Source organism: Plantactinospora sp. WMMB782, from assembly GCF_049179135.1.
Taxonomy (GTDB): domain Bacteria; phylum Actinomycetota; class Actinomycetes; order Mycobacteriales; family Micromonosporaceae; genus Plantactinospora.
Window position 1 is genome coordinate 546,169 of the sequence record NZ_JBMHMC010000007.1, and the last position, 20,502, is coordinate 566,670.

At 73.2% G+C, this 20,502-nt stretch carries 16 protein-coding genes; 9 read left to right on the plus strand and 7 right to left on the minus strand.

The window, feature by feature from the left end; all coding sequences use genetic code 11:
* The first annotated feature begins 1 nt into the window (after position 1).
* Positions 2–1,105 carry a coiled-coil domain-containing protein gene (locus ACN28A_RS04340; RefSeq protein WP_421392549.1) on the plus strand — a complete coding sequence of 368 codons (1,104 nt, stop codon included), beginning with the start codon at positions 2–4 and terminating at the stop codon, positions 1,103–1,105.
* A gap of 121 nt (positions 1,106–1,226) precedes the next feature.
* Here the strand turns inward: ACN28A_RS04340 and ACN28A_RS04345 are convergent, their stop codons facing one another.
* Positions 1,227–2,468, minus strand: a complete 1,242-nt coding sequence (locus ACN28A_RS04345) for a cellulose-binding domain-containing protein (RefSeq protein ID WP_421392552.1) — start codon at positions 2,466–2,468, stop codon at positions 1,227–1,229.
* 258 nt (positions 2,469–2,726) lie between these two features.
* Between ACN28A_RS04345 and ACN28A_RS04350 the strand changes: the two genes are divergently transcribed.
* Positions 2,727–3,494 (plus strand): hypothetical protein, encoded by a 768-nt coding sequence (locus ACN28A_RS04350; RefSeq protein ID WP_421392555.1) that lies wholly within the window; start codon positions 2,727–2,729, stop codon positions 3,492–3,494.
* Here ACN28A_RS04350 and ACN28A_RS04355 read toward each other — a convergent pair.
* The gene (locus ACN28A_RS04355; protein ID WP_421392558.1) at positions 3,376–3,834 is read right to left on the minus strand and encodes an SRPBCC family protein; all 459 of its coding nucleotides are present in this window, start codon (positions 3,832–3,834) and stop codon (positions 3,376–3,378) included. The genes ACN28A_RS04350 and ACN28A_RS04355 overlap by 119 nt on opposite strands.
* A gap of 88 nt (positions 3,835–3,922) precedes the next feature.
* Here ACN28A_RS04355 and ACN28A_RS04360 point away from each other — a divergent pair, with 88 nt between their 5' ends.
* The gene (locus ACN28A_RS04360) at positions 3,923–4,885 is read left to right on the plus strand and encodes a 1-phosphofructokinase family hexose kinase (RefSeq protein WP_421404138.1); all 963 of its coding nucleotides are present in this window, start codon (positions 3,923–3,925) and stop codon (positions 4,883–4,885) included.
* On the plus strand, positions 4,882–5,712 hold the full coding sequence (surE, locus tag ACN28A_RS04365; protein WP_421392560.1) for a 5'/3'-nucleotidase SurE: 831 nt from the start codon (positions 4,882–4,884) through the stop codon (positions 5,710–5,712). Before ACN28A_RS04360 ends, surE begins: the two co-directional genes overlap by 4 nt.
* An 85-nt stretch (positions 5,713–5,797) precedes the next feature.
* Here surE and ACN28A_RS04370 read toward each other — a convergent pair whose 3' ends face one another.
* A complete protein-coding gene (locus ACN28A_RS04370; protein ID WP_278063458.1) occupies positions 5,798–6,169 on the minus strand; it encodes an STAS domain-containing protein in 372 nt (123 codons plus the stop codon).
* 519 nt (positions 6,170–6,688) lie between these two features.
* On the opposite strand from ACN28A_RS04370, the gene ACN28A_RS04375 reads away from it, so the two are divergent.
* A complete protein-coding gene (locus ACN28A_RS04375) occupies positions 6,689–6,838 on the plus strand; it encodes a hypothetical protein (protein WP_421392561.1) in 150 nt (49 codons plus the stop codon).
* A gap of 223 nt (positions 6,839–7,061) precedes the next feature.
* Positions 7,062–7,481: a hypothetical protein gene (locus ACN28A_RS04380; protein WP_421392564.1), complete on the plus strand. Its 420-nt coding sequence runs from the start codon at positions 7,062–7,064 to the stop codon at positions 7,479–7,481.
* Between the two features lie 221 nt (positions 7,482–7,702).
* On the opposite strand, the gene ACN28A_RS04385 is transcribed toward ACN28A_RS04380, so the two are convergent.
* Positions 7,703–10,456, minus strand: a complete 2,754-nt coding sequence (locus ACN28A_RS04385) for a cellulose binding domain-containing protein (RefSeq protein WP_421392566.1) — start codon at positions 10,454–10,456, stop codon at positions 7,703–7,705.
* Between the two features lie 306 nt (positions 10,457–10,762).
* The gene (locus tag ACN28A_RS04390) at positions 10,763–12,961 is read right to left on the minus strand and encodes a hypothetical protein (protein ID WP_421392569.1); all 2,199 of its coding nucleotides are present in this window, start codon (positions 12,959–12,961) and stop codon (positions 10,763–10,765) included.
* Positions 12,962–13,199: 238 nt separating this feature from the next.
* Here ACN28A_RS04390 and ACN28A_RS04395 point away from each other — a divergent pair, with 238 nt between their 5' ends.
* On the plus strand, positions 13,200–13,877 hold the full coding sequence (locus tag ACN28A_RS04395; protein WP_421392570.1) for a BON domain-containing protein: 678 nt from the start codon (positions 13,200–13,202) through the stop codon (positions 13,875–13,877).
* Between the two features lie 46 nt (positions 13,878–13,923).
* Here ACN28A_RS04395 and ACN28A_RS04400 read toward each other — a convergent pair whose 3' ends face one another.
* On the minus strand, positions 13,924–17,337 hold the full coding sequence (locus ACN28A_RS04400; RefSeq protein ID WP_421392573.1) for a LuxR C-terminal-related transcriptional regulator: 3,414 nt from the start codon (positions 17,335–17,337) through the stop codon (positions 13,924–13,926).
* Between the two features lie 253 nt (positions 17,338–17,590).
* On the opposite strand from ACN28A_RS04400, the gene ACN28A_RS04405 reads away from it, so the two are divergent.
* The gene (locus ACN28A_RS04405) at positions 17,591–18,742 is read left to right on the plus strand and encodes an alcohol dehydrogenase catalytic domain-containing protein (RefSeq protein WP_421392574.1); all 1,152 of its coding nucleotides are present in this window, start codon (positions 17,591–17,593) and stop codon (positions 18,740–18,742) included.
* A 206-nt stretch (positions 18,743–18,948) separates the two neighbouring features.
* Positions 18,949–20,070: a MerR family transcriptional regulator gene (locus ACN28A_RS04410; RefSeq protein ID WP_421404140.1), complete on the plus strand. Its 1,122-nt coding sequence runs from the start codon at positions 18,949–18,951 to the stop codon at positions 20,068–20,070.
* Positions 20,071–20,088: 18 nt separating this feature from the next.
* On the opposite strand, the gene ACN28A_RS04415 is transcribed toward ACN28A_RS04410, so the two are convergent.
* A complete protein-coding gene (locus ACN28A_RS04415) occupies positions 20,089–20,499 on the minus strand; it encodes a VOC family protein (RefSeq protein ID WP_421392576.1) in 411 nt (136 codons plus the stop codon).
* Positions 20,500–20,502: the final 3 nt, after the last annotated feature.

Consider the following 20,502-nt stretch of genomic DNA (forward strand, 5'->3'; position numbering starts at 1 on the left):
TATGCCGTTCCTGGCACCCACCCGACACGCTCCGGCGTCCGCGCGGAACGCCTCGGGACCGTCCCGGAAGCTCGCGACCACCGCGGCGCTCACCCTGGGCATGGTCCTCGCGGCGCTCGGCGGCGCACCCGCCGCCGCGGCACCGGAGTACGCGACCCCCGGGGCGCTGGCCGCGGCTCCCGGCGGCGACGACATCGACGGAGGCACCGACAGCCTGCGCGAGCAGCTTCAGGCCGCCAGCAAGGGCTATCTGAACGCCAAGAACAAGTTGGACAACTCCGTCAAGCGGCAGAAGGAACTGAACCAGCAGCTTGCCGCGCTGCGCGCCGAGGTGGCGACCCGGAGCGAACGGGTCGCCGAGATGGGCAACATGGCGTACCGGACCGGCCGGCTCGGGCAGGTCTCCGCGCTGCTCAACAGCGGCTCGCCGACCAGCCTGGTGGACCGGGCCGCCGCACTCGACACGATCTCGGCGAACGAGAGCCGGGAACTGCGCGGGTTGCAGGAGAGCCTGGACAAGGAAACCCAGGCCAAGGCCGCGCTCGACAAGGAGATCGGCGAGCAGCGCAAGCAGGTCGAGGTGATGGAGACCCGCAAGAAGCAGGCCGAACGGGCGCTCGCGGCGGCGAACAACAGCGGCGGCGCGGGCTCGGGGATCAGCGGCAGCGGCGGCGGTTCCGCCCGGCCGGCACCCCGCAACCCCGACGGCTCCTTCCCGGACGAGTCGTGCAGTCTCGACGACCCGACCACCAGCGGCTGCATCACCCCGCGCACCCTGCACGCGCTCAAGCAGGCCCAGGCGGCCGGCTTCACCCGGTTCGTCTCCTGCTTCCGCAGCGGTGGCAGCGGCGAGCACCCGAAGGGCCAGGCCTGCGACTTCGCCGCCCAGAAGAACGGGTTCGGCGGAGTGGCGACCGGTGGCGACCGGACGTACGGCAACAACCTGGCGGCGTACTACGTGCGCAACGCCAACCGGCTCGGCGTGCTGTACGTGATCTGGTTCAAGCAGATCTGGCTGCCGAGCAGTGGCTGGAAGACGTACAACGGGGGCAACGGGGACCCGTCGAGCGACCACACCAACCACGTACACCTCTCGATGAACTGAGGATCGGTCGCGTAACCTGTCGCGGACCGCCGGCACCGCCCGCCACCCCTGGGCAGTGCCGGCGGTCCGCTTTCCGGTCAGGCCGCGACCGCCGGCCGGGTAACCCGCTCGGGTACCCCGGTCAGCAGCCGATCCGGCTCGAACCGAGCGCCACGTCGTCGAACCAGAGCGTGTCGGCGCCCTCGCCGTAGCTCTCCCAGCCCAGCCGCAGGTCGGTGAGGTTCGGCCGCCAGTTGGCCCGGTTGTACCACTGCCCGTCGACGTCGTGCGTGGGCGTGCCGTCGGCGGTCAGCCCGGTCACCGCGGTCCCGTTGACCCAGGTGGAGAGCCGGCCCTGCGTGCCGTCGACCATGAACTCCAGGCAGGACCACTGGTTGACCGGCAGCGGCATGCTGAGCGCCACGCCGTTCGGGCTCTGCTCCGGCAGGGTGGCGTCGTCCGAGGCGCGGTTCCACTGCAACGCGCCGTTCTGCCCGCCCATCCGCAGGTCACGGTTGCCGTCGGCGGCGTCGCGCATGGCCAGGAAGGTCACGTGCGAGGTCGGCAGCGCGGTGGTGTGCCGTACCCAGAGCCGGGCGTAGCGCACCGCGCCGACCCCGCTCAGGTCGCGGGTGGAGCCGACGAAGACGTGGTTGCAGTAGCCGACCGCGCCGTTGACGCGTACCGAGCGGGTGCCCTGGTGCGCGACCGAGGTGTCGATGCTGGCGGTGCCGCTGCCCGAGCAGTCCGGGTAGCTGACCGCCCAGTCGCCCGACGGCGTGGCGCCGGTCTGGTTCTCGAAGCCGTCGCAGAGCACCGCCGTGCCGCAGCCGCTCGGCGGCGGGGTGTTCGGCGGCGTGGTCGGCGGCGGGGTGAGCGTCGGCGGGGCGCTCGTCGGCGGGGTGGTCGGCGGTTGGCTGGTCGGCGGCGCGGTGCTCGGCGGGGTTGTCGGCTCGGCGCCGTTGCACGGCTCGCCGTTCAGGGTGAACCCGGTCGGTGCCGCCGAGCTGGCCGAATACGTGCCCTGCACGCCGAACTCGGTCGAGCCGCCGGCCGGCAGCGACCCGTTCCAGGCCACGTTCCGGGCGGTCACGGTCGCCCCCGACTGGGTGACCTGGGCGTTCCAGCCGTTGGTGATCCGCTGGTCGCCACCGTAGGTCCAGGTCACGGTCCAGCCGTTGACCGCGACGTCCCCGGCGGTCACCTTGACCGCGGCGGTGAAGCCACCCGTCCACTGGTTGGCCTGGTAGTCGACCCGGCAGCCGGCTGCGGCCTGGGCGGCCGGCGCCAGGCCGGTGCCGAGCACGGCGACGCTGCTCGCGGCGATCGCGGTCATCGCGGCCAGGGCCAGCGAGACGCGACGGTACGGTGCGGAGATCCGCATGGGAGTTCCTCTCGGACGACTGCCGGCGCCGTCGCCGTGGCTGGCGCGTGCCGGCAGTGCGGTTACGACGACGAGCGACGCGGTACGCCCGACGCGTACCGGCCTCGTTGTGCTGCCGTGACCGGCTCCCCTGGTCACCCGACCACCACGACGCCCCGGCCAGCCCGTACCCGGTCGCCCCGTGACGGCGGCCGACCAAGCTTAAAGACAACCATCGATGCGAGCAAACACCGGAGCGGGTTCTTCCGTGATCAGGGAGTGTCCGGCCGGCTCCGGCAGGCCGAACGCTCCCTGATCACGGCAGGGCACCGCGATCTGGACCGGGAGCTGGCGCTGCGCGGAACGTACGTCGAGCTGCGTACCCGCAGCGCCCACAGCCGCACGACGTCACGCCGGGCTTCCGCCGGCAGCATCACCGGTATGAAGCTTTCACCGCCCTGGCGAAAAGCCCTGCTCACCCTGCACGTGGTCACCGCGGTCGGCTGGCTGGGAATCGACGTGGTGCTGCTGACCCTCGGTGTGGCCGGAGCACGCGGCGCCGATCCCGACCTGGTCTATCCGGCGGCGGCGCTGGTCGGGCAGGCCGTCTTCGTACCGTTGAGCGTGCTCGCCTGGCTGGTCGGCCTCGCCAGTGCGCTGCTCACCCCCTGGGGCCTGGTCAGGCACCGCTGGGTCCTGGTCAAACTGGTGATCACCACCGTGATGGTCGGGGCGGTGCTCTTCGCCCTGCTGCCGAACCTGCGGGCCGCCGAGCTCGGCGCGGCGACCCCGGCGGACGCCCGGCAGGGGCTGCTGGCCGCGCCGATCGTCTCCTGCACGCTGCTGGTCGTCGCCACGGTGCTCTCCACCTACAAGCCGTGGGGTCGGACCCGCCGGACGGCGGGCGCCGCCGGGAACGGGCGGGCGGTCAGGGCTGCTGGCCGGCGGCGGCCAACGCGGCCGGCAGCCGATTCGCCAGTTCCAGGTGCGCGGCCCGAGCCTGCCGGAACGCGTACCGGAACAGCGGCGCGGGCGCCGACAGGGTGATCTCGACGTCGACCCGGAGCAGCCCGTCCGGCTCCCCGGTCACCCGGGTCCGGTTGTGCAGGGTGGTACGCGGCCACTGCCGGGCCACCAACTCCAGTTCGTCGGCAGCGAGCCGGAGCAGGTCGGCCCGGTAGGTGGTCCGGAACCGGAGCGGCCCCCAGCGCAGCCGGTCGGTGACCAGGTCGCTGCGCAGTGCCCCCGGCCCGGCGGGTCGGGGGCGGACCCGCACGACGAACGGGTGCAGCTCGCCCTGCCGTCGCACGTCGCCGAGCAGCCGCAGCGCGTCGGCCGGTTCGCAGCGTGCGTGCACCCGATAGCGAAATGAGCCGGTGCGCGGCACCAACCGAGTCTAGGAAACCTGGCGGCAAGCCGGCCAGCTGCATGAATAGCGGCTAAGTGGGTATCTAACGGGCGTGAGCGGACATGTCATGGTCTTTGCCCCCGACCCGCAGTTGACGGTCACCGTCGACCAGCCGGCCGAGGAGACCGAGATCCACCTGCACCCCGGCGGCCAGGGGGTGTGGCAGGCCCGGATGATCAACTGCCTGGGCGTGCCGGTGGTGCTCTGCGCCGGCCTCGGCGGCGAGATCGGGCAGGTACTCGAACCCCTGCTGGCCAGCGAGGGCGTGGACCTTCGGGTGATCCACCGGGAGTCCAGCAGCGGCGGTTACGTGCACGACCGGCGGGACGGCAAGCGGCACGAGATCGCCTCGGTGCCGGGTCATCCGCTCGCCCGGCACGAGTTGGACGAGCTCTACAACCTCACGCTCAGCGAAGGACTCGGCGCCGAGGTCAGCATCCTCAGCGGCCCCGGACACCCGTCCCTGGTCGCACCGGAGATCTACCGCCGGCTCGCCGCCGACCTCGGCCACAACGGCAGCCGGGTCGTCGCCGACCTCTCCGGCGCGCACCTGGCGGCCGTGCTGGAAAGTGGCGTGTCGGTGCTCAAGGTCAGCCACGAGGAGCTGCTCCGGGACGGCCTGGCCGACGACGACGGCGAGGCCGAACTGGTCCGGGTGATCCAGGCCCTGCACGCCCGGGGCGCCGAGACGGTGGTGGTCAGCCGGGCCGAACTGCCGGCGCTGGTCCTGGTCGACGGCGAGATCGTCGAACTCGACATGCCCCGGCTGGAGGTCGCCGACCACCGGGGCGCCGGTGACTCGATGACCGCCGGAGTGGCGGCCGTGCTGGCCCAGGGCGGCGACATCCGGCTCGCGATCCGGACCGGCGCGGCGGCGGGTGCCCTGAACGTCACCCGGCACGGGCTCGGCACCGGACGGCCGGACGCGATAGCCGGCCTGGTCGACCGGGTGAAGCTGGCACCGATGCGGGTGGACCGGCAGGACCGGTTGACCCCGGACGAGCTGGCGCATCGGACCACGAAGCCATGACGATCCGGGTGCTTGTCACCAACGACGACGGCATCGCCGCCCCGGGGCTGCGCTGGCTGGCGCGTACGGCGGTGGAGCGGGGACTGGACGTGGTGGTGGCCGCCCCGAGCGAGGAGGCCAGCGGGGCGAGCGCCGCGATGAGCGCTGTCGAGCGGGACGGCCGGGTGGTGGTCGAGGAGCACCCGCTCGAGGAACTGCCCGGCACACCGGCGTACGGGGTGGCCGGCTCACCGGCGCTGATCACGCTGATCGCCCTGCACGGGGCGTTCGGGCCGGCACCGTCGCTGGTGCTCTCCGGGATCAACCGGGGCGCCAACGCGGGTCGCGCGGTGCTGCACTCCGGCACGGTCGGCGCGGCCTTCACCGCCGCCGCGAACGGCTGTCACGGGATGGCCGTCTCGCTCGACGTACTCGCCGTGCACGAGGCGAGCACCGGAAGTGGCGGTGCGGCGGTGGCCGTACCCCGGCCGGACCGGGACGAGCGGCGGAACTGGGCGACAGCGGCCCGGGTCGCTCTCGACCTGCTGCCCCGGCTGACCGCCGCACCCGTGCAGAGCGTGCTGAACGTCAACTCCCCCGACGTGCCGTACGAACGGCTGCGCGGGGTACGCCGGGCCAGGCTGGCCGGGTTCGGCCAGGTGCAGATGACGGTCGCCGAGGCCGGCAAGGGCTTCGTGCGTACCGCGCTGGAGGAGGCCGGGCAGCGCGTAGAGCCGGGCACCGACCTGGCGTGGCTGACCGAGGGTTACGCCTCGGTGACGGCGATCCGGGCGGTCACCGAGGCGCACGACGCGGATCTGTCCGGACTGGACGATCCACGGGGATAGCGGGCGAGATTCCCGGTCCGCGACGATCGGCGCGGGGTAGGGAGCGAATTCCCGGTCCGCGACGATCGGCGCGGACCGGGGACGGTCAGGCGCCGGGGACCTTTACCTCTTCGGCCACGGCCGAGGCGCCCGCGAAGTAGGGCTCGGGCGCGCCGAACAGACCGAGGAGCCCGGTGACCCAGAGCTGCCGGTGGACGAACCGGCTCGGTTCGGTGACCACGAGCTTGACGCCGCTGACCTCCGCGGTCTGGAAGCCGGCGACCATGGCGCTGATACCGACGGAGTCGATGAAGCTGACCAGTCGCATGTTGAGCTCGATCCTGGACGGTCGCCCCTTGGTCAGAACTCCGGCGATCGCCTCACGAACCTCGTACGCCGTATCGACGTCGATTTCTCCCCGAGGGGCGATCTCCACAACTCCACCAGGCAGGACCGACTTGACGATCGACAGGCTCACGCGAGCACCTCCACTCGCCCATGTCCGGGCGCCTAATCAGTACGCGGGCCGCGACCGAGAGTATTCCTCTCACGGCCCCGATCGCCACCCTTCCGGACGGGCAATCTATTCAACGAGCCGACAAACCTACCCGGTAACGGGGCAAACTGCGCTAAATTTTCCTGCGCCGTCGGCATCGACACCTCCGTCAGTTGCACCCTCAGCGTAGCCGCCTACCAGGTCCGGATGGGCGTCCGGTGCCCTGTGTCGCAGCTCGCGGAACGCCGACCGGACGGCACCGCGCACCGGTAGGTGAACCCGTGTCGGCTTCACGACACCGACCGGCCGGATGTGAGGCGGGGCTGCCCGGCGCTGCGAGCCCGGTACGACGCGGGGGCCGCGCCGACGCTGCCAGCCCTGTTCGTGGCGGGGCGGCTGGGCACGGTTGTCCGGCGCGGGCGGGTGTGTCGTCGGCCACCTAGCATGGGCTGATCCGTCCGTCGCAGCGTACGGGCGCCCAGGGCTCGGAAGGGACACCTGATGCTGAGGAAGTTGATCGGACTGGCCGGCGTCGGCGCACTGCTGGCACTCGTGCTCGCCTGCGGATTCGGCGGCGGAGGTGACGGCGAGGACGACGATGACGGCGGCGACGATTTCGCCCGTCGTGCACCCGTCGTCCAGCTCCGCTGAGCGGCTGCCCCGCCGCGGGGGCGGGCCCGGTCACTCCCGGGCACCGGGCCCGTCGACCGCCGCGGCGGCGGCCACACCGGGTCGGAGCAGATGTCGGGACATGATCGCGGGTTTGCCAGGTAGGGCGCCTGGGCACCTCCGACAGTAGTAACCCGCAAACCGCGCCGAACAGACGCCTCTGTCCGAAGTGGCCGCTTCGTTCGGCAACCGAGGAGGTAGCACGATGCTCGGAACCAACCTGCTGAAACATCAGAGCAAGCCCGAGCGGATCGCCGACCAGGCGTGGGAGTACCTCACCAGTACGGTCAACTCGGCCGGCGACTCGGTGAAGCACACCGCCCGCTCGGCCCGGCGGACCGGCGCCCACCTCGGCAGCCACGCCGGGGACCGGATGGGTGCCGTGACCGACGAGGCCCGGGTACGGGCCGGCCGGGCCTACGACGCGCTCGCCGGCCGGCGCCAGGGACTGCCCTGGGGCTGGTTGATCGGGGCGGGCCTGGTCGGCGCCGCCCTGGCCTGGGCCGCCTCCAGCGCGTCCCGGGCCGCGCTGGCCCGCGCCGAGCGGGAACTGCCCGACAGCGACCGCGTCGAGTTCGTGGACGTCGACCGGGCCAACTCGGCGGTCCGGGCCGACACCGCCTGAGACCGACGGACCCGCCCGGCCGGTCGGGCGGGTCCGCGCGGAAGTCGGGGCCCGGCGCGTTTCGCGCCGGGCCCCGACAGTGCGGCCCCGATCCAGGTCTGCCTCGATTCCGCGCGCAGCCCAGCTGTCCCCCGCCTCCGCGCGCAGCCGCCCGAGTTGCCTCAGCCTCGCGCGCAGCCGCCCGAGTTACCTCAGCTCCGCGCGCAGCCGCCCGAGTTACCTCAGCTCCGCGCGCAGCTCAGCGGTGCGGGTACGGCGTTCGCACCGCTCCAACTGCCGAGGAAGCCGAACGTCGTGGCGGCGTTCGGCGCCAGGTTGCCGTTGTACGCCACGTTCCGCACCGACACCGACGAACCGGCCTGGGTGTGCGTACCGCCCCAGATCTGGCTGATCGTCTGCCCGTTCGCGAAGGTCCAGCCCACCGTCCAGCCGGTCATCGTCGACGTACCCGTGTTCCGCACGGTCACCTCGGCCTGGAAGCCGCCCTGCCACGAACCGGTCACCCGGTAGCTGGCCGCACAGGCCCCGCCCGGCGCCGACGTGCCGGTCGGGGTCCCGGTCGGCGGGCGGGTGGTCGGGGTGGCCGTGGGTGGCCGGGTGGTCGGCGTGGCGGTCGGGGTGGCCGTCGGCGGGCGGGTGGTCGGAGTGCTCGTCGGCGGATTGGAGGGACCGCCGAGCCGGTCGGCGACCAGGATCCCCCGGCCGTTGGTGCCGAGGTAGACCCGCCCGTAGACCCTCGGGTCACCGGTGAGCGCCTCGCCCATGTTGCCGTACTGGTGCTGGTCGTCGTTGATCCGGACCCAGGCGGCACCCGCGTCGTCCGACCGGTACACCCCGCGGACGCCGTCGACGGTGGCGACCGCGAAGACCGCCGGGTACGCCCGCCCGGGTGCCGCCCGGCCGAACCCGACGTTCACCGCGCTGCTCACGTTCGACAGCTTCGTGAAAGTGGCGCCCGAGTCGGTGGACCGGAAGATTCCGGTCTCGCCGGCCAGCCAGACGTCCCCCTCGGCGCCGGCCACCGCCTTGAACCTCGCCCCGCTGGCCGGCAACCCGGTGGCGGCGGTGGCGGTGAAGCTCTGCCCGCCGTTGGTGCTCAGGTAGAACCGGCCGGCCGAGTAGCCGTAGAACCTGTTCGGGTTCACCCGGTCCGCCTCGATCGTGGCGTTCGCCGGGATGCCGCTGGACTGGCTCCACGAGTTGCCGTACCCGACGGAGTAGACCACCTGCTGCCCGGCGTCGCCCGGCGCCCAGACGAACCGGCTGCCGTCGGTGGCGGCCGCGACCGTGCCGCCGCTGTTGATCCCGCCCGGCTCCTGGCCCTGGAACCAGTTCGTCCCGCCGTCGGTGGAGAAGGCGACGTGGCTGTCGCCCGGCCGGTCGGCGTCGGTGAAGTTGCCGGCCCGGACCATGATGCCCGGGTTCAGCTCGGCGAAGTCGAGGCTGGTGGTGCTGGTGAAGACCGGCTGGGTGAACATCGTCGCCGGCACCGCGTCCAGGTTGGTGTGCCGGAAGCCGCCGATGTCGCCGAGCCCGCTGACCAGTGGAGCGCCGGTGGGCGGGCTGACCAGGTCGAGTACGGCGGTCTCCTCCAACCCGCGGACCATCGGCCGGATGGTGACCGTGCCGCCGCTGTCCCAGTCGCGCAGGTTCGTGGTGCCGTAGATGGTGGCGCCGGTGCCGTACATCAGCCGGTTGCCGTCGAACGGGTCGATCTCGACGGACTCGTTCATCCAGCCGAGCTTCGGGGTCTCCTCCGGCGGGGCCGGGTTGGCGCCGAAGGTCAGCCACGGCACCGAGCTGATGTCCATGGTGTAGCGCTTGGAGCGGTCCGGATAGGAGGTGAAGTCCCAGGCCCGGGTCCAGGTCGCGCCGCCGTCCGTACTCCGGAAGAAGATCGCGTCCGGCCACCAGGAGATCTGCGTCGCCACCATTATGGTGTTCGGGTTCTGCCGGTCGATCGTCAACCCGCTGTAGCCGAAGTACGCGTCGGCGCTGCTGGACGGGACCGGGCTGATCTGGGTCCAGGCTCCGGTGGACCGGTTGAACTTCCAGACGTCGCCCTTGCCGCCGTCGTACGGGCCGCCGGTGTCGCTGGTGGCGATGTAGAGGAAGCCGCCGACCGGGTCGACGACGCCCTTGTGCGCCAGGTAGCCGGTCGGCTGCCCGGCGATCCGCTCCCAGCTCGTGCCGCCGTTCGTGCTCCGGTAGACCGGGTTGGCCTTGTCCGCGACTCCGACGTAGATGGTCTGGGTGGTGTTGCCGGCGGTGCCGGTCGACCTGTCGAAGCTGACCCAGGTGACGCCCTGGTTGCCGTTGAGATAGCCGTTCGGGTCGTTCGGGTCCTGCGCGTAGTTGCCGGCGTTCGGGAAGTTGCCGACCTTCGCCCAGGTGGCGCCGTGGTCCGTGCTGCGCCAGAGCCCGTTGCCGCCCTCCGCGCCGTAGTAGACGACGCTGTTCCGGTTCGGGTCGACGGCGAGCCGCTCCCCCTGCCCCCGGCCCGGCATGTTGCCGCCGACCTTGAACGGCAACTGGTACGCCTGCCAGGTGTTCCCCTTGTCGGTGGAACGCAGGATCGCCCCGTTGTTCGGGTCCCAGTCGTTCGTGTACATCCCGACCGCCGCGTAGACCCGGTTGGTCTGCACCGGGTCGGTGGCGATGCTGAGCACCCCGTTCCAGCCCCAGCGGTCCCAGCCGACCCAGTCCAGCAGCGGAGTCCAGCTCTGGCTGGCCTGCTCCCACCGGTAGGCGCCGCCGATGTCGGTGCGGGCATAGATCAGGTTCCGCTCGGTGGGGTTGAAGACGATGCCCGGAACGAAGCCACCGCCGTCGATCCGGACGTTCTTCCACGAGTACGGCTCGGTCGCCGCGGCCGAGGCCGGTGCCGCGGACGGGCTGACGGCGACCTGGGCCACCACGGCCACCGCACCGGCGGCCAGGACGGCCACGAGCGCGTGGGCAAGACTTCTACGCATGTACGGCTCCCTGGGGAAAGAGCTGGCTGGCGCTGGCCGGCGCTGCCGGACTCGCCACGCACACGGACGGAGGACCCGGTCCCGCCGGTCGTGCGTTCGGCGGCCGCTGCTCCGGGAGCTGCCCATGCTCCCGTGGCGTCGTCCTGGCTCCCTGGAACGGCGTCGTGCAGACGTTCACACACGGCTGGCCACGCTGTCAATAGTTGGAGACCCAAACTAACCCGAGGCCGCTCCGGTCCAGCGGGACCGGTCCAGCCGAGCCGGTCCAGCGGGACCGGTCCAGCCGAGCCGGTCCAGCGGGACCCGTCAGCCGAGGCGGAACACCACCGAGCCGGAAACCTCCTCGCGGGTCACGCCCAACCCGTCGACCGGCCGGTTCAGCACCTCCTGCCACGGCGTCCCCGGCAGGTACTCCGGCAGCACGACGACGGTACGCACACCGATCCGCCGCAGGTGGTCGACGCTGATCGGATCCGGGAAGTTCGCCGTGACGCCGAGGGTCTGCGCCTGCGACTCCGGGGTGAAGGAGGCCAGCCCGTTGACGATCTTCGGAAAGCCGTCGGTGGACCAGAGCATCACGCTGAACTCCAGGGTGCCGCTGCTCGGCAGTACCAGCAGCGGCCCCTCCGCCCCGCGCAACGCGGCCGGCTGCGGGATCACCGGGGCGTGCGGGGTGGTGTTGACCCCTTCGAGCACGATCAACGCCAGTGGGACCAGCGCGACCAGCCGTAGCAGTGCCGTCCGGAACGCGGCGGCACGCCGTTCGGGTGCCGGCGGGTCCGGCTCCTCGGCGCCCGGTGGCGGCTGGTAGGCGGCGCTGCGCAACACGGGTACCGGCGTCTCGGGCCGCCGCTGTCCCGCCACCCCCGACGCCGGGGCGGCGCCGGTAGAGGCGGGCGATGCGGCGTCGGCGCTGTCGGCAGGGGCGGCGGCCGGGGCGCCGTCGGCAGGGGCGCCGGAGTCGGGCGGTGCGGCGGAGTCGGCGGAGTCGGCGGAGTCGGGCGGTGCGGCGGAGGTGGCCTCTGGAGGGGTCGGCTTCGCGTCGGGGTCTGCGGGGTGCCGCTCGGCGGACGGATCCGGCTTGAGCTGGGTGAGCGCGCTGAGCGCACCGGCGGCGAGAATGCCGAGCAGCAGCGTCGTCCAGAGCACCAACCGGCCCGAGGTACGGATGGCGTCGAAGCCCGGGGCGTGCAGGACCAGCGTCGCGTACCCCGGATTGCCGTCACCGCCGAGCGTGGTACCGCTGGCCAGTGCGACGCTGCCGAGTACGCCGGCGGCCAGCAGCACCCGATGGCGCACCCGCCACACCGAGAAGAACAGCCCGGCGAAGGCGAGCCCGATCAGCACCACCCCGGGCAGCAGGGTCATCTCCCCGGCGAAGCTGAACGTCTCCCGGGCCGCCGCGTGCCGCTCCCCCCAGAGCCAGTTCTCCGGCGGGGCGGTGAGGAACCCCCGCCACGGCGGCGAGAACATCTGCACGTGCGCCAGCGTCCGCCGGCCGGCCGGATGTAGTGCCACCACCTCCAGGTAGGGCAGCGCCATGAAGATGCTGACCCCGCCGAACACCACCCCGCCGGCCAGGTCGGCCAGCAGCAGCCGGCGCCCGAACGGCGGGCGGGACCGACGCCGCCAGGCCGACCAGGCGTAGCCGGCGCCGGCCGCCAGGCAGACCAGCGCCAGCACGTAGCCGAACGGCAGCCCGATACCGAAGCCGAGGGTCATCTGCCAGGCCGCCACCAGCCAACCGGCGAAGGCCCAGCCGGGGCGGCGCAGCTCCGGCCGGTAGCCGTGCCGCAGCGACCAGCCGTGGCCACGGGCCAACATCGCCAGGGCCAGCGCGATGCCGCCGATGGAGAGCACGTGCAGGTGTCCGGCCTGGGCGAGCTTCCAGGGGGCGTACCCGAAGGCGACCCCGGCGGCCGCGGCGCCGATCCGGCCCGCGCCGAGCTGCCGGACCAGCGCGTACGCCCCGACGAAGGCGAGCGCGTGCACCAGGACGTAGAGGATGTTGTAGCGGACCACGGCGGCCACCGGGCCCTCGCCGAGCATCCCGGCCGGGGCGTAGCCGAGCAGGGTGTCGGAGTAGGCGTAGGTGTAGGGCTCCGGATAGAAGGCGTTGGAGTGCCACAACTGGGTGGGGTCGTGCAGCACGGCGTGCCCGCCCCAGGCGATCTGCCAGGCCTGCAGGGTCGGGTCGCCGATGTCCTGCGGGATGGTGCTGGTGATGTCGCGCAGGGTCGGCCAGGTCAGCACCACGGCCAGCAGCAGCCCACCGAGCACGGCCAGCGTCCACTCGTGGGTGGCCAGGCGTACCAGGAAGGATGTCCGGGGCCCGCGCACCGGGCGGGTCGACCCGGCGCGCCCGTCCGGCGGCCGAGCCCGGTCACCAGGTTCGTTGCCGACCCGGTTGCCAGCTCCGTTGCCGGCCCGGTTGCCGGGTTCGTTGTCGACCTGGCCGCCGGGTTCGTCGGGTCCGGCCGGCGCCGTCTGCCGCTCGATCGTCATCCTGCTTCTTCCTTCCGCCCGGACCCGGCCCCGCACACCGCACCGGCATCTGCCCCGAGCACACCGGCATTGATGATCCCTGATGGTCACTCGGGCTGTCACGCCCCCGTTCGAGTCACCCTGCCCGGGTGAGGAACGCTCACCCTGCGGCAGGCCAGAGTCGAGTCGCGGACCTGACCGGCGGGCGCAGCCTACCGGTCGCCCGGACCGCCGCACTTCAGCAGTGGAAAGGGACGCAATGGCCGGCCGCGTGATCAGCCCCAGCGACGAGGACATCCAGCGCGACATCCTGGCGGAGCTGGCCTGGGAGCCCCGGGTCCAGCCGAACGAGATCGGCGTCGCGGTGCGGCAGGGCGTGGTTACGCTGCGTGGCTGGGTCGACAACTACGCCAAGAAGTGGGCGGCGGAACGGGCCGCCCAGCGGGTGCACCGGGTCCGGGCGGTCGCGAACGACCTGGAGGTACGCCTGCCGTCCTCAGCCGAACGCGACGACCCGGAGATCGCGGCGGCGGCGACCCGCGCGCTGGAGTGGGACGCCTTCGTGCCAGCCGCCGAGATCGAGGTGACCGTCTCCAACGGCTGGGTGGTGCTGCGCGGCGAGGTCGAGTGGGAGTACCAGCGCCGCGCCGCCGAGCAGGCGGTACGCCAACTCGCCGGGGTACGCGGCCTCAGCAACGGGATCTCGGTCGTGCCCCGGGAACGGCCGGACCGGGACGAGATCTCCGGCCGGATCCAGAGCGCGCTGGTACGCAGCGTGGAGACCGACGCGGCCGGGATCGACATCCGGATCGACGACGACTCGGTGGTGCTGACCGGCAACGTCCGCTCGTGGCTCGAACGCGAGGAGGCCGAACGGGTGGCGTGGTCGGCGCCGGGCGTCACGAGGGTCGACAACCACATCACCGTACGGCTGTGACCGCCGCCGGGAACGGTCGCGGACCGCCGGGAACGGTCACGGCGACTCAGATCAGGTTGAGTTCACGGCCCCGGCGTACGGCGTCCCGGCGCCGGGTGACGTCGAGCTTGCGGTAGACGTTCCGGACGTGCGTCTTGACGGTGTTGACCGAGAGCGAGAGTTCCGCAGCGATCTCGACATTGGACAGGATGCTCTGTAGGTAGCGCAGCACGGTCAGTTCCCGCTCGGTCAACGGTTCACCCGGTGGCACCGTCGGCGGTGTCGTCGTCACCGTTCCGGCCACCCCGTCGACGGCGCCGAGCAGGTCGTGCACCATCGCCCAGTACGCCGTACCCGAGTCGAGGTGGGCGGCGAGCAGGTCGCGTACCGGCGGATCGGCCCGGACGAAGACCTGCCGGAAGCCCTCCGGCTCGGCCAGCCGCAGCACGTGCTCGAGTAACCGGGCGGCGCGGCGGTGATCGCCGGTCAGCCGGGCCGCGCTCGCGTCGAGCAGCCCGGCCACCAGCCGCAGCGGCAGCGGTAGCGGCAGCGGCAGCGGCAGCGGCAGCGGCAGCGTGCCGGCCGTGGCAGCCGCACCCGTCAGCGGCGTGCCGGTCGCGGCAGCCGCACCGGCCGTCGGCTCGGCTGCACCTGCGGCGCCGGGCGCACCGGGCGTCGGACCGGCCGGTGTCTCCCAGGCGGGCAACGTGCGGAGCGCGGCCTGCGGGTCGCCCGCCCGCAGGTGCGCCCGGGCGAGCGCGACCGCCACCGGCTCGACCGGAACCGCACCCCCTTCCACCGCCGGAATCAGCATCTCCCGGGCCAGCTCCACGTCGCCGTGGTCGATCCGGAGCTCCGCCTCGGCGGCGAGCAGCCAGTGCGCCAACGGCTGCGCCTCCACCCGGTCGCCGAGCCGACGGCGGATGCCGGCCAGCACCTGATGCGCACCCGTCAGGTCGCCCCGGTCACGCAGCAGTCGCGCCTCGACCATGCCGGTCAGTACGTGCACCAACGGTTCGTCGACGTACTCCGCGCCCCGGATGCCGAGCGCCAGGTTGGCCTCCGCGTCCTCCGGCCGGTCCCGGTGCAGCGCGACGAGCGCCTGGGCGAGATAGGCGTGTACGCCGTCGGCCGGCCGGATCAGTCCCCGGAAGGGCGCCGAGCCGAGTGCCGCCCGGGCAGCCTCGTCGGCGCCGGTCAGTTCGCCCCGGACCGCCCGGGCCAGCGCCAGCCGCCCCAGGCACAATCGGCGGGCCCGGGACAGACCCGCCCGGCTCGCCCCGGCGAGCCCGGCGGCGATCTCCGGCTCGGCTGCGACGATGTCACCCGCCCCGAACCGGATCGTGCCCGACAGAATCCTGGCCACCGCTCCGGCGCGGAGGTCCAGACCTCCCGAGTCGATCTCACCACCGTCCACGGGATCGACGGCGAACTGCCGGGCGGGTGGGTCGCCCAGCCCCGACCGGAGCGGCGCTGACCCGTCCAATCCGGAGGGCGCTGACCCGTCCTGCCCGGAGGGCGCTGACCCGTCCGACCCGGAGGGCGCTGACCCGTCCGGCCCGGCCCAACCTGACCCGTCCGGCCCGGCCCAACCTGACCCGTCCGGCCCGGCCCAACCTGACCCGTCCGGCCTGGACCGGTCGACGTCGAGCAGGGTCAGCCGGGCGAGGTCGATCCGATCGGCGTCCACGTACGTGTCGAGGTCAAAGCCCAGGACGCTGCCGCCGTCGACGGTCGCTTCGATGCCGGCGCCGCCGCCCTGCCCCGCGACGGCCGCCCGCCCGGCGGTGTCGAGTCGGCTGCTCGGGCCCAGCCGGCCGCTCGGGTCAAGTCGGTCGCCCGGGTCAGGTCGGTCGCCCGGGTCGAGCCGGCTCTTTGCACTGATGTGGTTCTGCCTCTCGGTGTGGGCGTGCAGGTCGGGCGGGTCCGGGGCGAGCAGATCGGTGAGACCGGCCAGTACCGCCGGTTGGTCGCCGCCGGACTGGACCGTGCCGAGCCGCAGGGCCGCCGCGATCCGCCGGAACCGGTGGCGGCGGGCGGCGTCGAGCTGGTCGGCGTGCTCGGCGGCCAGCGCCAGGTAACCGGCGGCGTCGGTCGACTCGCCGCCGTCCAGCCGGTCCGCCGCGTAGGCTAGACCGATCTCCGGGCCGTCCCGGACCACCTCGGCCGAGGGTGCCGGCGGCTCCGGCCGGGGCGGGGCGTACTGGCCGTAGGGGACGAGATCCGGCCAGTGCCGCAGCAGCACGTCGATGGCGTACGGCCAGTCGTGTGCGGCGAGAGCGTGCCGGAGCGCCTCGGCCGGCAGGTCGTTCGCGGTGAACCAGGTGGCGGCCCGGCGGTGCAGCTCGGCCACCTGTTCGGCGGGGCGGCGGGCCAGTTCGGAGCGGAGCAGTTCGCCGAGCATCGGATGGCACCGGTAGCCCGCCGGCCGGCCGCCGAGCGGGATCACGAACCCGCCGAGGCGGTCCAGTTCGGAAAGTGCCCGGGTGGCGTCGGCCCGGCCGGTCAGCGTGCCCAGCAGCTCCGCCGAGAATCCCGCGACCAGCGACGCCCGGCAGAGAGACTCCCGGGCGTCGGCGGACAGCCCGGTCAGCAGTTCCTCGGTCAGATAGTCACCGACGTCCGGATACTCCCCGGTGAACTCGTCGACGAACCGGGCAGGGTCGGGATGGCCCGGCAGGGCCAGTGCGGCGAACCGCAGGCCGGCCGGCCAGCCCTCGGTACGGTCGCACAGCCGCCGGGCCTGCTCGGGCGGCAGCGGCTCCCCGTACCCGGAGAAAAGTTCGGCCACCTCGTCGGGTCGGAACGCAAGGTCGGCGGCGCGGATCTCGGTCAACTCCCCGCTGAGTCGCCAGCGGTGCAGCGCGAGCCCGGGGTCGGTGCGGCAGCCGATCACCAGCCGCAGCCGACCCGCCGTGTGCCGGAGCAGGAACTCCAGCCCGCTGGAGACCTCGGGGTCGTCCACCTGGTGCAGATCGTCCAGGATCAGCGTCGCCGGGCCGGCACGCCGGGCCAACTGGTCGGCGAGGAACTCCAACCCGTACGCCGGGTCCGGTTCGTCCCCGGCATCCGGTTGCTGCCCGTCGACGGCCGGCCGCAGCGCCGCGTACAGATATGACCAGAGCCGTGCCCCGCCGTCACCCGGCTCCAGCGACAGCCAGCCCACCGGCCCCCGGTCCGGACTGTCCACGGCCCGGCTCCCCGTCGTGTTGCGGGCCCGGCACCAGGAACTCAGCAGTACCGTCTTGCCCCAGCCGGCGGCGGCGGAGACCAGGGTCAGCGGGCCGGCGGTACCCCCGTCGAGCAGGTCGAAGAGCCGGGGTCGGGGCAGCAGCACCGCCCCTGAGCGGGGCGTGACGGCCAGCTTCGCGGTTAGCAGCGGCGGCGCGGCGGTGCCCGATCCAGCGGTGGCCGGTGTGGCGGTGCCCGATCCGGCAGTGGCCGGCGTGCTGCCTCCGGCTGGTTCCTCGATCCGTTCCATCGATGTTGCCCATCCCCCTCCCCGCCCGCCCGCTGCGACGGTCCGAGGCGGATACCCGGCCCGTCGCGGTTCACCCCTTGCGGACGACCCCGGTTCACCCGGCCGCACCGGACGATGACGGCTGGTACGGATCGGTGGATGCTGGCCCGGACGCTGCTGCCCCGGGCCGCGATTGTCCGCGGCGGAGGAGGGCGATGGACGTACCCGACCGGCTGGCCGACACCGCCGGCCCGCACCCGCCGGCCCGGCCGCGGTGAAGGCGCTCTGTTGGCAGGGCCCCGACCGGCTGGCCGTGGAACGGGTCCCCGATCCCCGGATCGTCAGCGCACAGGACGCCATCGTGCGGGTACGGCAGAGTCTGACCTGTGGCTCCGACCTGCACCTCATCGCCGGACGGTTTCCGGAGACTCAGCCGGGTGACGTGCTCGGGCACGAGTTCGTCGGCGAGGTGGTCGAGGTCGGTGCCGAGGTACGCCGGCACACCGTCGGGGACCGGGTGGTGGTCTGCTCAATCGTCGCCTGCGGGCGGTGCTGGTACTGCCGGCACGGGCTCTTCTCCTGCTGCGACAACGGCAACCCGAATCCCGACCTCGCCGAGCTGGTCTGGGCTGCGGTGCCGGCCGGCTGCTTCGGCTACTCGCACGCGCTGGGCGGCTTCGCCGGCAGCCACGCCGAGTACGTCCGGGTGCCGTACGCCGACCACGGCGCGTTCCGGATACCGGACGAGGTGAGCGACGACCGCGCGGTCTTCGCCTCGGACGCCGCGCCGGCCGGCTGGCTCGGTGCCGAACTCGGCGACGTACGCCCGGGAGACGTGGTCGCGATCTGGGGCGCCGGTGCGGTGGGGCAGTTGGCGGCCCGGGCGGCGGTGCTGCGCGGCGCGGACCGGGTGATCTGCGTCGACCTGCTCGACGACCGGCTCGCGATTGTCGAACGCGAGGTCGGGGTGGAGACGCTGCACAGCCTGCGGGTCGACGCCGGTGCCGAACTGCGGGACCGGACCGGTGGCCGTGGTCCGGACGTCTGCGTGGAGGCGGTCGGGATGGCACCGCCGGCCCTCGGGTCACCGGTGCCCGGCCCGCTCGGCCCGCCAGGGTGCGTGGCCGACGCGGTGTACGCGTGTCGCAAGGGCGGCACCGTCGTCGTACTCGGGATCTTCGCCGGCCACGTGGACGGGTTCCCGCTCGGAGCGGTGCTGCACAAGGGACTGACCGTACGGGCCGCCCGGCAGCACGGCCAGCGCCACGTCCCGGAGTTGCTCGCCCGGATGCGGCGCGACGAGTTGTGGCCGGAGTACCTGATCACGCACCGGCTGTCGCTGGACGACGCGCCACACGGCTACGCCCTGTTCCGGGACCGTGCCGAGGGCTGCGTGCGGGTCGCCTTCACCCCGGAGGCTTCCTGACCGCACGGCACGGTCCCGGCGCAACTCACGGCACGGTCCCGGCGCAACTCACGGCACGGTCCCGGCGCAACTCACGGCACGGTCCCGGCGCAACTCACCTGACGGGCCCGGTGAGACTGCTCGCCGAGCCCTTGACCCTCGACCTGGTCGAGGGGGCACAATTCCTGCTCGTGGAGGGGTACGGACGGCTGCTCGGCATCGGTGAGATGGCCCGGGCGAGTGGCCTGAGCATCAGCGCGCTGCGCTTCTACGACGGTGCCGGCGTGCTGGCGCCCGCCTCGGTCGACCCCGGCACCGGTTACCGCCGGTACGCCGAGCGGCAGTTGCCGGCCGCACGGCTGCTGGCCGGGCTGCGCCGGATCGGGATGCCGCTGGCGGAGATCACCCGGGTGCTCGAACTGCGCGGCTCGGATCCGGCCGCCGTGTCGCGGCTGCTGGACGCGCACCTGCTCCGGCTGGCGGAGGGTCTCGCCGACGCCCGCCGGGAGGCGGCCCGGCTCCGGGTACTCTGCACCGCCGCCGAGCCGGCCACCGAGCCGGAGATCCGGCTGACCGTACCCGGGCCGAAGCTGGCGGCCGCGGTCGACGCGGTCCGGTTCGCGGTCGGGACCGACCCCGGGCTGCCGATGCTCGGCGGCGTGCACTTGGAGATCGACCAGGGCGTGCTCCGGCTGGTCGCCACCGACCGGTACCGGATGGCCGTCGCCGCGGTGCCGGCAGACACCGGCCCGGCGACCGGAAACGCCACCGCGACCGGGGACGCCACCGGGCTCGGGGACGCCACCGCGACCGGGAGCCGCCGGGTTACGGCTCCGGTCTCGTTCGTCGACGCGGCCCGAGCGCTGCTGACCGGCGGCTGGCCGGCGACCCTCACCCTCGGATCGGCCGCCGTCGGCCTGCGGGTACGGGACCGGCATGTCACCGGCACCCCGCTGGAGCAGGACTTCCCGGACTATCGCCGGCTGCTGCGGAGCGCGACCGCCGGGCCGGGCCGCCGGGTGACCGTCGACGTGGGCGGGTTGCGCGAGCGGCTGACCGCCGGCGAGACCCGGACGGTGGTACGCCCCGACGACGGCACCCGCTGTGCCGTGAGCGTCCTCGCCGTCGACGCGGCGAACCGGCTCACCGTCTCCCCCGCCGACACCCCGGGCCTGCCGGATGGTCCGGTGGTGCGGGTCGGAGTCGACCGCGAGTTCCTGCTCGACGCCCTGGACGCGGCCGGGCCGGGCCAACTGGTCCTCGAACTCGACGGGCCGATCCGCCCGCTGGCGCTACGCCGGCCCGACGACGATCGTGCCTTCTCCATCCTGATGCCGGTACGGATCTGAGCCACCCACACCTCGCGGTCAGGCTTCCTCGCCCAACTCGGTGAAGAGGGTCAGTTGCAGGTGACCGGGCCCCGCCAGCCGCGAGTTCAGCGAGTTCCACGGCGTACGGGTCGGCTCGGCGATCACCGTCGCGCCCGCCTCGGCCAGGGTAGCGGTGACCGCCGGAGAGTCGTCGACCTCGAAGGCGACCCGGATGTGCCCGGCGACCCGGCGACCGACCTCGACCTCGTCGATGTACTCGGCGTGCCCGGGATCGGTGATCTCCAGGGTGGCCCGGCCGGCGTCCAGGATCGTGACGCGACCGTCCGGGGAGGAGAACGCCGCCTGCTCCGGCAGGCCCAGCACGTCGCGGTAGAACCGGAGCGCCTGGTCGTAGTCGTCGGCGGTGACCACCAGCCGAAGTTGCCGTACCGGAGACGGTTCAGTCATCGC

What these genes read in the sequence shown, in the direction of transcription:
- ACN28A_RS04340 (WP_421392549.1), top strand. Translation starts at nt 2, where the DNA reads ATGCCGTTCCTGGCACCCACCCGACACGCTCCGGCGTCCGCGCGGAAC.
- ACN28A_RS04345 (WP_421392552.1), bottom strand. Translation starts at nt 2,468, where the DNA reads ATGCGGATCTCCGCACCGTACCGTCGCGTCTCGCTGGCCCTGGCCGCG.
- ACN28A_RS04360 (WP_421404138.1), top strand. Translation starts at nt 3,923, where the DNA reads ATGGTCTTTGCCCCCGACCCGCAGTTGACGGTCACCGTCGACCAGCCG.
- surE (WP_421392560.1), top strand. Translation starts at nt 4,882, where the DNA reads ATGACGATCCGGGTGCTTGTCACCAACGACGACGGCATCGCCGCCCCG.
- ACN28A_RS04375 (WP_421392561.1), top strand. Translation starts at nt 6,689, where the DNA reads ATGCTGAGGAAGTTGATCGGACTGGCCGGCGTCGGCGCACTGCTGGCA.
- ACN28A_RS04380 (WP_421392564.1), top strand. Translation starts at nt 7,062, where the DNA reads ATGCTCGGAACCAACCTGCTGAAACATCAGAGCAAGCCCGAGCGGATC.
- ACN28A_RS04385 (WP_421392566.1), bottom strand. Translation starts at nt 10,456, where the DNA reads ATGCGTAGAAGTCTTGCCCACGCGCTCGTGGCCGTCCTGGCCGCCGGT.
- ACN28A_RS04390 (WP_421392569.1), bottom strand. Translation starts at nt 12,961, where the DNA reads ATGACGATCGAGCGGCAGACGGCGCCGGCCGGACCCGACGAACCCGGC.
- ACN28A_RS04395 (WP_421392570.1), top strand. Translation starts at nt 13,200, where the DNA reads ATGGCCGGCCGCGTGATCAGCCCCAGCGACGAGGACATCCAGCGCGAC.
- ACN28A_RS04400 (WP_421392573.1), bottom strand. Translation starts at nt 17,337, where the DNA reads ATGGAACGGATCGAGGAACCAGCCGGAGGCAGCACGCCGGCCACTGCC.
- ACN28A_RS04410 (WP_421404140.1), top strand. Translation starts at nt 18,949, where the DNA reads ATGGCCCGGGCGAGTGGCCTGAGCATCAGCGCGCTGCGCTTCTACGAC.
- ACN28A_RS04415 (WP_421392576.1), bottom strand. Translation starts at nt 20,499, where the DNA reads ATGACTGAACCGTCTCCGGTACGGCAACTTCGGCTGGTGGTCACCGCC.